The sequence below is a fragment of the Rhizobium terricola genome (genome assembly GCF_012927355.1).
Lineage (GTDB): Bacteria > Pseudomonadota > Alphaproteobacteria > Rhizobiales > Rhizobiaceae > Allorhizobium > Allorhizobium terricola.
The window spans coordinates 1,522,238-1,537,540 of the sequence record NZ_JABBGK010000001.1; the positions used below are offsets into that span (position 1 = coordinate 1,522,238).

General features: G+C 59.9%; 15 protein-coding genes. 1 reads left to right on the forward strand and 14 read right to left on the reverse strand.

Annotated elements, in window-relative coordinates:
• Positions 1–36: 36 nt before the first annotated feature.
• From rpsC to rpsL, 12 genes are all read right to left on the reverse strand, one after another.
• A complete protein-coding gene (gene rpsC / locus HHL25_RS07290; protein ID WP_169588640.1) occupies positions 37–759 on the reverse strand; it encodes a 30S ribosomal protein S3 in 723 nt (240 codons plus the stop codon).
• Positions 759–1,148, reverse strand: a complete 390-nt coding sequence (gene rplV / locus HHL25_RS07295; RefSeq protein WP_113462302.1) for a 50S ribosomal protein L22 — start codon at positions 1,146–1,148, stop codon at positions 759–761. The genes rpsC and rplV overlap by 1 nt, the downstream gene beginning before the upstream one ends.
• Before the next feature lie 2 nt (positions 1,149–1,150).
• On the reverse strand, positions 1,151–1,429 hold the full coding sequence (gene rpsS, locus HHL25_RS07300) for a 30S ribosomal protein S19 (protein WP_028735901.1): 279 nt from the start codon (positions 1,427–1,429) through the stop codon (positions 1,151–1,153).
• A 16-nt stretch (positions 1,430–1,445) separates the two neighbouring features.
• The gene (gene rplB / locus HHL25_RS07305; protein ID WP_169588642.1) at positions 1,446–2,282 is read right to left on the reverse strand and encodes a 50S ribosomal protein L2; all 837 of its coding nucleotides are present in this window, start codon (positions 2,280–2,282) and stop codon (positions 1,446–1,448) included.
• A gap of 17 nt (positions 2,283–2,299) precedes the next feature.
• Entirely contained in the window at positions 2,300–2,593 is a 294-nt protein-coding gene (locus HHL25_RS07310) for a 50S ribosomal protein L23 (RefSeq protein ID WP_169588644.1), read from the reverse strand.
• A complete protein-coding gene (gene rplD, locus HHL25_RS07315; protein ID WP_169588646.1) occupies positions 2,590–3,210 on the reverse strand; it encodes a 50S ribosomal protein L4 in 621 nt (206 codons plus the stop codon). The genes HHL25_RS07310 and rplD overlap by 4 nt, the downstream gene beginning before the upstream one ends.
• A 13-nt stretch (positions 3,211–3,223) precedes the next feature.
• Positions 3,224–3,865: a 50S ribosomal protein L3 gene (rplC, locus tag HHL25_RS07320; protein ID WP_169588647.1), complete on the reverse strand. Its 642-nt coding sequence runs from the start codon at positions 3,863–3,865 to the stop codon at positions 3,224–3,226.
• 172 nt (positions 3,866–4,037) lie between these two features.
• Positions 4,038–4,346, reverse strand: coding sequence for a 30S ribosomal protein S10 (gene rpsJ / locus HHL25_RS07325; RefSeq protein ID WP_006728688.1), 309 nt, complete (start codon positions 4,344–4,346; stop codon positions 4,038–4,040).
• 300 nt (positions 4,347–4,646) lie between these two features.
• On the reverse strand, positions 4,647–5,822 hold the full coding sequence (gene tuf / locus HHL25_RS07330; RefSeq protein WP_169588649.1) for an elongation factor Tu: 1,176 nt from the start codon (positions 5,820–5,822) through the stop codon (positions 4,647–4,649).
• A gap of 73 nt (positions 5,823–5,895) precedes the next feature.
• Positions 5,896–7,995, reverse strand: a complete 2,100-nt coding sequence (fusA, locus tag HHL25_RS07335) for an elongation factor G (protein WP_169588651.1) — start codon at positions 7,993–7,995, stop codon at positions 5,896–5,898.
• A gap of 34 nt (positions 7,996–8,029) precedes the next feature.
• On the reverse strand, positions 8,030–8,500 hold the full coding sequence (rpsG, locus tag HHL25_RS07340; protein WP_169588653.1) for a 30S ribosomal protein S7: 471 nt from the start codon (positions 8,498–8,500) through the stop codon (positions 8,030–8,032).
• 81 nt (positions 8,501–8,581) lie between these two features.
• Positions 8,582–8,953: a 30S ribosomal protein S12 gene (gene rpsL / locus HHL25_RS07345; protein WP_003507760.1), complete on the reverse strand. Its 372-nt coding sequence runs from the start codon at positions 8,951–8,953 to the stop codon at positions 8,582–8,584.
• Between the two features lie 506 nt (positions 8,954–9,459).
• Here rpsL and HHL25_RS07350 point away from each other — a divergent pair.
• Positions 9,460–9,753 (forward strand): transcriptional regulator, encoded by a 294-nt coding sequence (locus tag HHL25_RS07350; protein WP_169588655.1) that lies wholly within the window; start codon positions 9,460–9,462, stop codon positions 9,751–9,753.
• A 90-nt stretch (positions 9,754–9,843) separates the two neighbouring features.
• Here HHL25_RS07350 and HHL25_RS07355 read toward each other — a convergent pair whose 3' ends face one another.
• Complete coding sequence (locus HHL25_RS07355; protein ID WP_169588657.1) at positions 9,844–10,899, reverse strand: cytochrome-c peroxidase; 1,056 nt, start codon at positions 10,897–10,899, stop codon at positions 9,844–9,846.
• A 183-nt stretch (positions 10,900–11,082) separates the two neighbouring features.
• Positions 11,083–15,294, reverse strand: coding sequence for a DNA-directed RNA polymerase subunit beta' (rpoC, locus tag HHL25_RS07360; RefSeq protein WP_169588659.1), 4,212 nt, complete (start codon positions 15,292–15,294; stop codon positions 11,083–11,085).
• Positions 15,295–15,303 lie beyond the last annotated feature (9 nt).

Here is a 15,303-nt window from a genome sequence, read left to right on the forward strand (position 1 = left end):
TTCTTATTCTCCGAACTTATCTTTCGCCAGCGCTAATCAAGCGTTCTCGCGGCGACGGTCGCCACGTTCACGGCTTGCCGGACCCTGCGCATCGCCTTCCAGCGCGCGGCGTTCAGAGGCCATCGGATCGTGCTCAAGGATTTCGCCCTTGAAGATCCAGACCTTCACGCCGCAGATGCCGTATGCAGTTTCGGCTTCAGCCGTACCGTAGTCGATGTCTGCACGCAGGGTGTGAAGCGGCACGCGGCCTTCGCGGTACCATTCGGTACGTGCGATTTCCGCTCCGCCAAGACGGCCGGCGCAGGTGATCTTGATGCCTTCGGCACCCAGACGCATGGCCGACTGTACGGCGCGCTTCATGGCGCGACGGAAAGCAATACGACGCTCGAGCTGCTGGGCGATCGACTGGGCAACGAGCGTTGCGTCGACTTCCGGCTTGCGCACTTCAACGATGTTGAGGTGCGTCTCGGAGTTGGTCATCTCCGAGAGCTTCTTGCGAAGCTTCTCGATGTCTGCGCCCTTCTTGCCGATGATCAGGCCCGGACGAGCCGAGTGGATCGTGACGCGGCACTTCTTGTGCGGACGCTCGATGACCACCTTGGCGATACCGGCCTGCTTCAATTCTTCCATCAGATAGGCGCGGATCTTGAGATCCTCATGGAGCAGCTTGCCGTATTCGGCGTTGTCGGCGAACCAACGGCTGTCCCAGGTACGGTTAATGCCGAGGCGGAAACCGATCGGATTGATTTTCTGACCCATTATGCGGCCTCCCCTTTGGCTTCGACTTCGCGCACCACGATGGTGAGGTGCGAGAACGGCTTTTCGATGCGCGATGCGCGGCCGCGGCCACGAGCGTGGAAACGCTTCATGGTGATCGACTTGCCGACATAGGCTTCCGCCACGATCAGCTGGTCGACGTCGAGATCATGGTTGTTCTCGGCGTTTGCGATCGCCGATTCCAGGGTCTTGCGAACCGTGCCGGCAATACGCTTGCGGGAGAATTCCAAGTCGGCGAGCGCGCGCTCGACCTTCTTGCCGCGGATCAGCGCGGCAACCAGGTTGAGCTTCTGCGGGCTGACGCGGATCGTGCGCGCAACAGCTTGCGCCTCGTTGTCCTTCAGCCGACGTTCGGCTTTTGCCTTGCCCATTGTTACTTCCTCTTCGCCTTCTTGTCCGCACCGTGACCGTAATAGGTCCGGGTCGGAGAGAATTCACCGAACTTGTGACCGACCATGTCTTCGTTGACGCTGACCGGAACATGCTTGCTGCCGTTGTAGACGCCGAAGGTGAGACCGACGAACTGCGGCAGGATCGTGGAGCGACGGCTCCAGATCTTGATCACTTCGCTACGACCGCCCTCGCGAACCTTCTCAGCCTTCTTGAGAAGATAGCCGTCAACAAACGGGCCTTTCCATACTGAACGAGCCATTTCTGACTAACCTCTCTTACTTCTTCTTCAGGTGGCGGGAGCGCATGATGAACTTGTCGGTCGACTTGTTCGAGCGGGTCCGCTTGCCCTTGGTCGGCTTGCCCCACGGGGAAACCGGGTGACGACCACCGGACGTGCGGCCTTCACCACCGCCGTGCGGGTGGTCGACCGGGTTCATGACGACACCGCGGTTATGCGGGGTCTTGCCACGCCAGCGGGTACGACCGGCCTTGCCGTCGTTGATGTTGCCGTGGTCCGGGTTGGATACGGCGCCGATCGTTGCCAGGCAGGAGCCCGGAACGAGACGCTGTTCGCCGGAGTTCAGGCGCAGGATAGCCATGCCGGCATCGCGGCCGACGAGCTGAACGTAGGTGCCGGCGGAGCGAGCGATCTGACCGCCCTTGCCCGGCTTCATTTCAACGTTGTGCACGATCGAGCCGACCGGGATGTACTGCAGCGGCATAGTGTTGCCGGGCTTTACGTCGACAGCCTTCTCGGAGGCGATGACCTTGTCACCGGCGGCGAGACGCTGCGGCGCCAGGATATAAGCCTGCTCGCCGTCGGCATAGCTCACCAGCGCGATGAACGCGGTGCGGTTCGGGTCGTATTCCAGGCGCTCGACGGTGCCTTCGACTTCGAACTTGCGACGCTTGAAGTCAACGAGACGGTAGGTACGCTTGTGACCGCCGCCGATGAAGCGGGCGGTGATGCGACCGAGGTTGTTACGGCCGCCGCTCTTGGACAGACCTTCCGTCAGCGCCTTGACCGGCTTGCCCTTCCACAGGCCCGAACGGTCGACGATGACCAGCTGACGCTGGCTCGGGGTCGTCGGATTATAGCTTTTCAATGCCATTGTTCTTATTCCCTACCTCAGACGCCCGTCGACACGTCGATGGACTGACCTTCGGCGAGCGTCACGACAGCCTTCTTGACGTCCTTCTGCTTGCCGATGAAACCGCGGAAACGCTTGGTCTTGCCCTTGCGGACGAGCGTATTGACGGCGGTGACCTTGACGCCGAAGAGGGCTTCGACAGCAGCCTTGATTTGCGGCTTGCTTGCACCCTTGGCGACGTTGAAGACAACCTGGTTCTGTTCGGATACCAGGGTCGACTTTTCCGTGATCGAAGGAGATACGATCACGTCGTAGTGACGAAGATCAGTCATTTGAACCGCTCCTCCAGAGCTTCAACCGCAGCCTTGGAAAGCACGAGCTTGCCGCGACGCAGAATGTCGTAAACGTTGATGCCCTGAACCGGCAGAACATCGATGTTCGGGATGTTTGCGGCCGCGAGCTTGAAGTTGCTGTCGATCTCGGCGCCGCCGATGACCAGAGCGTTGGTGAGGCCCAGCGAGGCGAAGCTGCCGACGAGTGCCTTGGTCTTTGCTTCAGCGGCGACCAGCTGATCGACGATGATCAGGTCTTCCGACTTCAGCTTGGCCGAGAGCGCGTGACGCAGAGCCAGAGCGCGAACCTTCTTCGGCAGGTCGTGGGCGTGGCTGCGAACAACCGGGCCATGAGCCTTGCCACCGCCGCGGAACTGCGGAGCGCGAGCCGAATGGTGACGAGCGCGACCCGTACCCTTCTGCTTGTACATCTTCGCACCGGTGCGGGAGACTTCCGCACGGGTCTTGGACTTGTGCGTGCCCTGGCGCTTGTTTGCCAGCTGGTAGCGGATCATGCGGGCGAGAATGTCCTCGCGCGGATCGAGACCGAAGATCGCGTCCGACAGGGATACCTTGCCGGCGTCTTTGCCCTCGAGGGTCTTGACGTTCAATTCCATGTGCTTGGCTCCCTTACTTCGCAGCCGACTTGACGGCGTCGCGGACGATGATCCAGGAACCCTTGGAACCGGGAACGGCGCCCTTCACGAGGATCAGGCCACGCTCTTCGTCGGTGGATACCACTTCGAGGTTCTGGGTGGTGACGCGAGTCTGGCCCATGTGACCAGCCATGCGCTTGCCCTTCCAGACCTTACCCGGATCCTGGTTGTTACCGGTCGAACCGTGCGAACGGTGCGACACGGACACGCCGTGGGTGGCGCGCAGACCACCGAAGTTGTGACGCTTCATAGCGCCGGCGAAACCCTTACCGATGGTGGTGCCGGTCACGTCGACCAGCTGGCCAGCTTCGAAGTGGCTCGCCGTCAGCTTGGCGCCAACGTCGATGAGGTTGTCTTCAGAGACGCGGAACTCGACGAGCTTCGCCTTCGGCTCAACGCTGGCAGCAGCAAAATGGCCGCGCAGACCCTTGGTCGTGTTCTTGACCTTGGACTGGCCGGCGCCGAGCTGCAGAGCTACATAGCCGTTCTTTTCGACGGTACGCTGGGCAACGACCTGGACGTTATCCAACCGCAGAACTGTTACCGGGACATGTTCGCCGGCGTCGTTATAGACGCGGGTCATTCCCACTTTCTGTGCAATCACACCTGAACGCATTGGTTCATTCCTCTTGAGAGCAGCATCAGGGCCTTTCGATCCTGACCTTGGCTCTTTGTTTAAGGATTCCGCTCCGGCCCTTCCGAACCTTCAGGTTTCCCGTTTCGAGAAGTCGTTGGCAGGTCTTGCCACGTACCTTCCTTGTTATTTCGGCTCTCGCCGGAATTCCTTCTTAGAGCTTGATCTCGACGTCTACGCCGGCAGCCAGGTCGAGCTTCATCAGAGCATCAACGGTCTGCGGGGTCGGATCAACGATGTCGAGAAGACGCTTATGAGTACGCATCTCGAACTGTTCACGGCTCTTCTTGTCGACGTGGGGCGAGCGGTTAACAGTGAACTTTTCAATGCGCGTCGGGAGCGGTACCGGGCCGCGAACGCTTGCACCGGTGCGCTTAGCGGTAGAGACGATCTCCCGCGTGGAGGCATCGAGAACCCGGTGATCAAACGCCTTGAGGCGGATGCGGATATTCTGGCCGTTCATTCGACTTGTCCTTGTTTGTTTTCTTGCGTCCCGCATACGCAGAGACAGTGAATTACCAATTACTGGTCGGCCCCGGATTATCAAAAATCACAAGGACACCGTGAAGGCGCCCCTGTCACTTGCTATTCACAGAAACCTGCCAGGTCTCGATCTACAGGAGATCGACTCAACGCAGCGAAAAACGGACGACGACGACATCGTCCGTTTTCTTTCGTGGCCGGCACATACAATGCCAGCGGAGATTCGTCAATCGAATACTGAAGAAACGGAGCGGCGTTTTTACGCCGCTCCGTATTTCAATTACTCGATGATCGAGGCGACGATGCCGGCGCCGACGGTACGGCCGCCTTCGCGGATAGCGAAGCGCAGCTTTTCTTCCATCGCGATCGGAACGATCAGTTCGACAACAACCGTGACGTTGTCGCCCGGCATAACCATTTCCGTGCCTTCCGGAAGCGTGACGATGCCCGTCACGTCGGTGGTGCGGAAGTAGAACTGCGGACGGTAGTTGGTGAAGAACGGCGTATGACGGCCGCCTTCTTCCTTCGTCAGGATGTAGGCTTCAGCGTTGAACTTCTTGTGCGGCTTGACCGAACCCGGCTTGCACAGGATCTGGCCACGCTCGACGCCGTCACGGGCAACGCCGCGGATCAGAGCGCCGATGTTGTCGCCGGCCTGGCCCTGGTCGAGCAGCTTGCGGAACATTTCAACGCCGGTAACCGTCGTCTTCGTCGTCGCACGAATGCCGACAATCTCGACTTCTTCACCAACCTTGACGATACCGCGCTCGACGCGGCCCGTCACAACCGTACCACGGCCCGAGATCGAGAACACGTCTTCGATCGGCATCAGGAACGGCTGGTCGATCGGACGCTCAGGCGTCGGGATGTAGGCGTCAACAGCGGCCATCAGCTCACGTACGGCATCTTCACCGATCTTCTTGTCCGAGTCGTTGAGAGCGGCCAGAGCCGAACCCTTGATGACCGGAACGTCGTCGCCCGGGAAGTCGTAGGACGACAGAAGTTCGCGAACTTCCATTTCAACGAGCTCGAGAAGCTCGGCGTCGTCAACCTGGTCGACCTTGTTGAGGAACACGACCAGAGCCGGAACGCCAACCTGACGGGCGAGCAGGATGTGCTCGCGGGTCTGCGGCATCGGGCCGTCGGCAGCCGAGCAAACCAGGATCGCGCCGTCCATCTGAGCGGCACCGGTGATCATGTTCTTGACGTAGTCGGCGTGGCCGGGGCAGTCGACGTGCGCGTAGTGACGGTTGGCCGTCTCGTACTCAACGTGCGCCGTCGAGATGGTGATACCACGGGCCTTTTCTTCCGGAGCCGCGTCGATCTGGTCATAGGCCTTGAACTCACCGAAGAACTTGGTGATCGCTGCCGTCAGAGACGTCTTGCCATGGTCAACGTGGCCGATCGTGCCAATGTTAACGTGCGGCTTGTTGCGCTCAAACTTACTCTTTGCCATTTTCGGCTCTCCGTTTCTTAATTCCCTCGAAGGGAAAAATTCCGTTGTTCTTTAAGGTCTTAGCGTATTCCGGTCACTTCTGACCGGAATACTTTGCCTGGATTTCAGTCGCGACGTTCGACGGAACCGGTGCGTAGTGATCGAAGGTCATCGAATACTGTGCACGGCCCTGCGACATGGAGCGCAGGTTGTCGACGTACTTGAACATGTTTGCCAGCGGGACGTGAGCGTTGATCACGATCGCGATGCCGCGCTGTTCCTGGCCCTGGATCTGGCCACGACGCGAGTTCAGATCGCCGATGACGTCGCCGACGTAGTCTTCCGGCGTCACAACTTCGACCTTCATCATCGGCTCGAGGAGCTGAGCGCCGGCCTTCTTCGCTGCTTCACGGAAGCAAGCGCGGGAGGCGATTTCGAAGGCGAGAACCGACGAGTCGACGTCGTGGAATGCACCGTCGACCAGGGTTGCCTTGACGCCCAGCATCGGGAAGCCGGCGAGCGGACCCGACGACAGAACGCTTTCGATACCCTTCTGAACGCCCGGGATGTATTCCTTCGGAACAGCACCGCCGACGATCTTGGATTCGAACTTGAAGTCGTCGCCTTCCGGGTTCGGTTCGAAGACGATCTTGACGCGCGCGAACTGACCGGTACCACCGGACTGCTTCTTGTGCGTGTAGTCTTCTTCGTGTGCCTTGGTGATGGTTTCGCGGTAGGCAACCTGCGGAGCACCGACGTTGGCTTCAACCTTGAACTCGCGACGCATACGGTCAACGAGGATGTCCAGGTGAAGCTCGCCCATGCCGGCGATGATGGTCTGGCCGGACTCCTGGTCGGTCTTGACGCGGAACGACGGGTCTTCAGCAGCGAGGCGATTGAGCGCGAGGCCCATCTTTTCCTGGTCGCCCTTGGACTTCGGTTCGATCGCGATCTGGATGACCGGCTCCGGGAATTCCATGCGCTCAAGGATAACCGGCTTCAGCGGATCGCAGAGCGTATCGCCCGTGGTGGTTTCCTTGAGGCCGGCGAGAGCAACGATGTCGCCTGCAAAGGCTTCTTCGATGTCTTCGCGGCTGTTGGAGTGCATCTGTAGCATGCGGCCGACGCGCTCGCGCTTGTCCTTGACCGTGTTCAGAACCGACACGCCCTTTTCGAGCTTGCCCGAGTAGATGCGTGCGAAGGTGAGCGAACCGACGAAGGGGTCGTTCATGATCTTGAACGCGAGCATGGCAAGCGGCTCGGCATCGTCAGCGTGACGCTCGATTTCGGCTTCCGTCTTGAAGTCGATACCCTTGATGGCCGGGATGTCGAGCGGCGACGGCAGATAGTCGACAACGGCATCGAGAAGCGGCTGAACGCCCTTGTTCTTGAAGGCGGTGCCGCAGAACATCGGGTGGAACTTGACGTCGATGGTGCCGCGACGAACGAGTTCGCGGATCTTGTCGTTGTCCGGCATTACGCCTTCGAGATAAGCTTCCATCGCGGCTTCGTCGATCTCGACAACGGTCTCGATCAGCTTTTCGCGATATTCTTCGGCCTTGTCCTTCAGGTCGTCCGGGATCTCGACAACGTCCCAGGCGGCGCCGAGCGACTCGTCGCGCCATACCAGAGCGTTCATCTCGATCAGGTCGACAACGCCCTTGAACTCGGACTCAGCGCCGATCGGGAGCTGCATGACAACTGCGGTGGCACCAAGACGGGTCTTGATCATTTCTACCGAGCGGTAGAAGTCAGCACCGGTCTTGTCCATCTTGTTGCAGAAGATCATCCGCGGGACGTTGTACTTTTCAGCCTGACGCCAGACGGTTTCGGTCTGCGGCTCAACGCCGGCGTTGGCGTCCAGGAGAGCAACTGCACCGTCGAGAACGCGCAGCGAACGCTCGACTTCAATGGTGAAGTCAACGTGGCCGGGGGTGTCGATGATGTTGAAGCGGCGCATCTTGCCGTCACGACCCTTCCAGAAGGTGGTCGTGGCAGCAGAGGTGATGGTGATGCCGCGTTCCTGCTCCTGCTCCATCCAGTCCATGGTAGCAGCGCCGTCATGGACTTCGCCGATCTTATGAGACTTACCGGTGTAGTAGAGGATACGTTCGGTCGTCGTGGTCTTGCCGGCGTCGATGTGCGCCATGATACCGAAGTTGCGGTAGTCTTCGATTTTATATTCGCGAGCCATGATGGACTGCCTTTCAATATTCGATCGGTTCAGATTACCAGCGGTAATGCGAGAAGGCGCGGTTTGCGTCGGCCATCTTGTGCGTGTCTTCACGCTTCTTGACAGCGGAGCCGCGATTGTTCGCAGCATCCATGAGTTCGCCGCAGAGGCGGTCGATCATGGTGGTCTCGTTGCGCTTGCGTGCAGCGGCGATCAGCCAGCGGATGGCGAGTGCCTGACGGCGCTCCGGACGAACATCGACCGGGACCTGGTAGGTGGCACCACCGACGCGGCGCGAACGGACTTCGACATGCGGCGCGATGTTTTCGAGCGCCTGATGGAAGACCGTGATCGGCTCCTGCTTCATCTTGCCATGAACCGCATCGAAGGCACCGTAGACGATGCTTTCAGCGACCGACTTCTTGCCGTGAAGCATAATGGCGTTCATGAACTTGGTGACGACGAGATCGCCGAACTTCGGGTCCGGATTGATCTCACGCTTTTCTGCACTATGGCGACGGGACATACTGGTTTGTCTCTCAACAGTTAGGACGCTTTACCACGCGGAGAACCTCGCGCAGCGCCGGAATAAAAATGAAGTGCCGAATTATTTCGGACGCTTTGCACCGTACTTCGAACGGCGCTGCTTACGGTTCTTGACACCCTGGGTATCGAGAACGCCGCGGATGATGTGGTAACGCACACCCGGCAAGTCCTTTACACGGCCGCCACGGATCATGACGACGGAGTGTTCCTGCAGGTTGTGACCTTCGCCCGGGATGTAGCCGATGACTTCAAAGCCGTTGGTCAGGCGAATCTTAGCGACCTTACGCAGAGCCGAGTTCGGCTTCTTCGGGGTCGTCGTATAAACGCGGGTGCAAACGCCGCGCTTCTGCGGGTTTTCCTGCAGAGCAGGAACCTTATTGCGCTTTACCTGTGCCTGACGCGGCTTGCGGATCAGCTGGTTTACGGTAGGCATATACCCATCCCTTGCAAATTCTTGTCTCTAAGGCCCTTTCGGACCCTGGTTAAACCGTTTCCGGCGACGAACGCACGAATTTCTCATGCGCAAAATGTGGCCCGATCCGCTTTTCGCGGATGGACCACAAAAGGCAGAGGACGCACGTTCGAGTGCGTCTTGCGTGCAGCATTCGTGTCTTCAACGTGCGAAAAGAACCCTGTTTGAGGCGAACTCCAGAACGAGACGTTCCGAAAAGCCTAGCCTCACATAGGCTCCGATGGCCGGGGTACTACTGTTTTCGCCCCGTTCCGTCAAGTCTATATCGCAAATTTGTGGCCGCAGGCCCTGTGGCTGCGGGCATTTGCGATGCGCCAGCGGTGAATCGTGAAGGGTGGCGACGATTTGGTTTGGGTTTTTCCGGCAAAACTTCTAGATATCGCTGAGGGAGGCTGTCAACCGCCCTCCCCCTCTCTGCTCGATTCGCCTCCGCCGGGAATCGACCAACGCCAGAAGAAGACCAAGCCATGATTTCCAGCCCAGACAACGACAACAACCGCGACGACCCGATGGTCTTCATCATCATCGCCAAGGCCTATGAGGTCGAGGGCGGCGAAGGCATCGATCTTCATATCCTGCTCACCGCACCGGATGACGATTCCGCTGTGCGCTTGGCGCTCAACGCGCTTTCGGAGGAAGGCTTCCTTGAGGCCGACCTCGATCAGATCGGCATGGTCACCGAAGCCCCGGACGAAGAGCCGCACGCCTCGGCCTTCCAGGGCGCGCTCGAAGGCGAAGTGGCGATCATCCGCTTCAACTGATCCTGTTGATCAGGCTACATCGGCAACATTCGAAGGGCCGCCCGGCAAACCGGGCGGCCCTTCTCGTTCAGTGCCGTCAGCGGGTATTCCTTACTTGGGAATGACCTCGCCACTCGGACGCGGGGTGGCGTCGGTTTCGGCCGGGAGGACCGGATAGCTCGCCTCCGGCATCTTGCCCGTCAGCGAGTCGAGGAAGGCCACGATCAGATCAACCTCTTCATCCTTCAGTTCCTCGCCGAGCTGAGCCGTCCCCATGACGGCTACCGCCTGCTTCAGGTTCCAGACCTTGCCGGAGTGGAAGTAGGGAGCCGTCAGCGCCACATTCCGCAGCGGTGCTGCGCGGAACACGTAGGAATCGTCGGCCGTGTTGGTCACAGCAAAACGCCCCTTGTCGTTCTCCGGCAGGACATCGGCGCCGGGTTTCTCGATGAGACCGAAGGGGAAGTAGCCCTCGCCACCGACATTGATCCCGGCATGACACGACGAGCATCCCTTGTCGATGAAGAGAGCCAGCCCCTTCTGCTGTTCGGCCGTCATGGCCGCATCGTCGCCATTGAGGAAGGCGTCGAAGGGAGCCGGGGTGACGAGCGTCGCCTCGAAGGCCTCGATCGCCTTGGCAAAGTTGTCGAAGGTCACCGGATCTTCCTCAGCCGGGAAGGCGGCCTTGAACCACTCGACATATTGCGGCATCGACTTCAGCGTCGCGACAACCTGCACAGGCGTGTTCGCCATTTCTACGCCGGCCTGTACCGGGCCCTTGGCCTGGGCCTTCAGGTCCTCGGCACGACCGTCCCAGAACTGCGCCACGTTGAAGACCGCATTGAGCGCGGTCGGGGCATTGCGCGGTCCCTTCTGCCAGCCGTGACCGATCGAAGTTTCGAGATTGTCGTCACCGCCGGTCGCGAGGTTGTGGCAGGAGTTGCAGGAGAAGACCCCCGAGGCGGAGATCCGGGGATCGAAGAACAACGCCTTGCCGAGTGCGATCTTGTCGGGAGTGATCGGATTGTTGGCCACAGCAGGCGTGGTCGAGGGAAGTGCCTTGAATATTTCAAGCGCATTCGCTCGCAGGTCCGCCGGTGCCGGATCGGCGGCAAAGGCCGTGGTGGCGAGCATCAGGACTGCGGCGGATGTCAGTAGCTTTTTCATATTAGCCTCCGTTCTTTGTGAACGGAAGCTAGTTTAGAATGATTTTAATGTGCAGCCTTGTCCTGGATCAATGAATAGGCGCGCCAAATGGAGGGTGCAAACGAAAAAGGCGCCCGGGAAGCCCGGGCGCCTGCTGATCGTCAAATCCATGGTGCGACATAATCGCACCGCGGAAAACCGGCCTTATTCGGCGGCCGGAACACCTTCGGCCGAAGCCAGATCCTGGAGCATCGGAGTGGCGACATCGGCGCCCGTACCCTTGCGGCGTTCCTCGAGGATGAGGTCGTCGCGCGAGGTCGCGATACGGCGGATCTGCGTCATGGTACCGCCGGTACCGGCCGGGATGAGGCGGCCGACGATGACGTTTTCCTTCAGGCCCTGCAGCGTGTCGGTCTTGCCGGCGATCGCAGCTTCCGTGAGAACCTTGGTGGTTTCCTGGAAGGATGCGGCCGAGATGAACGACGGGGTCTGCAGCGACGCCTTGGTGATACCGAGGAGGACCGGGTCGCCGTAAGCCGGCTTCTTGCCTTCCTCGATCAGGCGATCGTTGACTTCATCCAGTTCGATACGGTCGACACTGTCGCCGACGATGTACTGGCTGTCGCCGGACTCGGTGATCTCGACCTTCTGCAGCATCTGGCGAACGATCACCTCGATGTGCTTGTCGTTGATCACAACGCCCTGCAGTCGGTAGACTTCCTGGATTTCGTTGACGAGGTAGGAAGCAAGTGCCTCCACGCCCTTGATCGCCAGGATGTCGTGCGGAGCCGGGTTACCGTCGAGGATGTAGTCACCCTTTTCGATGTAGTCGCCGTCCTGAAGATGGAAGGGCTTGCCCTTCTGGATCAGGTACTCGACCGGCTCGACACCGTCTTCCGCCGGCTCGATGATGACGCGACGCTTGTTCTTGTAGTCGCGACCCAGACGGATCGTACCATCGATCTCGGCGATGATGGCGTGATCCTTCGGACGACGCGCTTCGAACAGTTCGGCAACGCGCGGCAGACCACCGGTGATGTCCTTGGTCTTGGCGCTTTCGAGCGGCGAACGCGCGAGAACGTCACCCTGGGAGACCTTCGTGCCCGGCTCGACCGACAGGATCGCGTCGACCGACAGCTGGAAGCGGGCATCGCCGCCACGCGACAGCTTCAGCACGTTTCCGGCTGCGTCCTTGATGACGATTGCCGGCTTGAGGTCCGAACCACGCGGGGTCGAACGCCAGTCGATAACCTGACGCTTGGTGATACCGGTCGACTCGTCGGTCGCTTCGAGAACCGAAAGGCCGTCGACGACGTCCTCGAAGTGCACGATGCCCTCGACTTCCGTCATCATCGGACGGGTATAGGGGTCCCACTCGGCGAGACGCTGGCCGCGCTTGACCTTGTCACCGTCGTCCACGAAGACCTTCGAACCGTAGGCAACGCGCTGCGACGAACGCTCGACACCACGCTCATCGAGAATGGTGATCGCCATGTTGCGGCCCATGGCAACCAGGTTGCCATCGGAGTTGCGCAGGATGTTGCGGTTCTTGATCTGGATCGTACCTTCATACGACGCTTCCAGGAACGACTGGTCGACCACGTTTGCCGTACCGCCAAGGTGGAAGGTACGCATGGTGAGCTGGGTGCCCGGCTCGCCAATCGACTGGGCGGCGATGACGCCGACCGCTTCGCCCATGTTGACCGGTGTACCGCGCGCGAGGTCGCGGCCGTAGCAGACCGAGCAGACGCCCGTCTGGATTTCGCAGGTCAGTGCCGAACGGATGCGGACGGACTGGATGCCGGCCTTCTCGATCACGGCCACGTCGGCTTCATCGATCAGCTTGCCGGCCTTGACGATGTTCTCGCCGGTGACCGGGTTGTCGATGTCGTCGAGCGCGGTACGGCCGAGGATACGGGCGCCGAGCGAAGCCACGACCTGGCCGGCGTCAACGATCGCCGTCATGGTGAGGCCCTTGTCGGTGCCGCAATCGGTCGAGTTGACGATGCAGTCCTGTGCAACGTCGACGAGACGGCGGGTCAGGTAACCCGAGTTCGCGGTCTTCAGAGCGGTGTCTGCAAGGCCCTTACGGGCGCCGTGGGTCGAGTTGAAGTACTCGTTAACGGTCAGACCTTCCTTGAAGTTCGAGATGATCGGGGTTTCGATGATTTCGCCCGACGGCTTGGCCATGAGGCCGCGCATGCCGCCCAGCTGACGCATCTGGTTCGGCGAACCACGGGCGCCGGAGTGCGACATCATGTAGATCGAGTTCATCGGCTTCTGGCGACCGTTGTCGTCGAATTCGACGGCCTTAATGCGGGCCATCATCTCTTCGGCGACCTTTTCGGTGGCCTTGCCCCAGGCATCAACGACCTTGTTGTACTTCTCGCCCTGAGTGATCAGGCCGTCGTTGTACTGCTGCTCGTATTCCTTGACCAGCGCTTCGGTGTCGCCAACGATCTTCACCTTGCTGTCCGGGATGACCATGTCGTCCTTGCCGAACGAGATGCCGGCGCGGCAGGCATGGGCGAAGCCGAGCTGCATGATGCGGTCGCAGAAGATGACCGTGTCCTTCTGGCCGCAATGACGGTAGACCGTGTCGATCATCTTGGAGATGTTCTTCTTGGTCATTTCCTGGTTGCAGGTCTCGAACGGCACGTTGACGTTCTTCGGCAGGAGTTCGCCGATGATCATGCGGCCAGGCGTGGTCTCATAGATCTTCGAAACCGGGTTGCCTTCGGCATCCACGGTCTTGAAACGACCCTTGATCTTCGCATGCAGCGTGACGACCTTGTTTTCAAGCGCGTGCTGCAGCTCGCCCATGTCCGAGAAGGCCATGCCTTCGCCCGGCTCGTTCTGGTTCTGGATCGAGAGGTAGTAGAGGCCGAGAACCATGTCCTGCGACGGAACGATGATCGGTGCACCGTTGGCCGGATGCAGGATGTTGTTCGTCGACATCATCAGAACGCGAGCTTCGAGCTGGGCTTCGAGCGACAGCGGCACGTGAACGGCCATCTGGTCGCCGTCGAAGTCGGCGTTGAAGGCCGTGCAGACGAGCGGGTGCAACTGGATCGCCTTGCCTTCGACCAGGGTCGGTTCGAAGGCCTGGATGCCCAGGCGGTGCAGCGTCGGAGCGCGGTTCAGGAGAACCGGATGCTCGCGGATGACCTCGTCGAGGATATCCCAGACTTCCGGCTTTTCCTTCTCGACCAGCTTCTTGGCCTGCTTGACGGTCGAGGAGTAACCCTTGGCATCAAGACGGGCGTAGATGAACGGCTTGAACAGTTCGAGCGCCATCTTCTTCGGCAGGCCGCACTGGTGCAGCTTGAGTTCCGGACCGGTCACGATGACCGAACGGCCGGAATAGTCGACGCGCTTGCCGAGCAGGTTCTGACGGAAGCGGCCCTGCTTGCCCTTGAGCATGTCGGACAGCGACTTCAGCGGACGCTTGTTGGCGCCGGTGATGACGCGGCCACGGCGGCCGTTGTCGAAGAGCGCGTCCACAGATTCCTGCAGCATGCGCTTTTCGTTTCGGATGATGATGCCCGGAGCGCGCAGTTCGATCAGACGCTTCAGACGGTTGTTACGGTTGATGACGCGGCGATAGAGATCGTTGAGGTCAGACGTCGCGAAACGGCCGCCGTCGAGCGGAACGAGCGGACGCAGGTCCGGCGGGATCACCGGAACGACCTTCATGATCATCCATTCCGGACGATTGCCGGACTCCATGAAGTTCTCGACGATCTTCAGGCGCTTCATCAGCTTCTTCTGCTTCAGGTCCGAGGTGGTCTCGGCCAGTTCAGCACGAAGATCGCCGGCGATCTTCTCGAGGTTCATCGAAGCGAGCATCTCGTAGATCGCTTCGGCGCCGATCATCGCGGTGAACTGGTCTTCGCCATATTCATCCACGGCCAGCATGTATTCTTCTTCGGAAAGAAGCTGGTTTTCCTTGAGCGCGGTGAGACCCGGCTCCGTCACGATGTAGTTCTCGAAGTAGAGAACGCGCTCGACATCCTTCAGCGTCATGTCGAGGAGCGTCGAGATGCGCGAGGGAAGCGACTTCAGGAACCAGATGTGGGCAACCGGGGCTGCGAGCTCGATGTGGCCCATGCGCTCGCGGCGAACGCGCGACAGCGTGACTTCGACGCCGCACTTTTCGCAGATGATGCCCTTGTACTTCATGCGCTTGTACTTGCCGCACAGGCACTCATAGTCCTTGATGGGCCCGAAGATGCGCGCGCAGAACAGACCGTCGCGTTCCGGCTTGAACGTGCGATAGTTGATGGTTTCCGGCTTCTTGATCTCGCCATACGACCACGAGAGGATCTTCTCCGGGCTCGCGATCGAGATCCGGATGGAATCGAAGTGCTGTGCCGGCACCTGCGGGTTGAAAAGGTTCATGACCTCTTGGTTCATGCCTGTCTC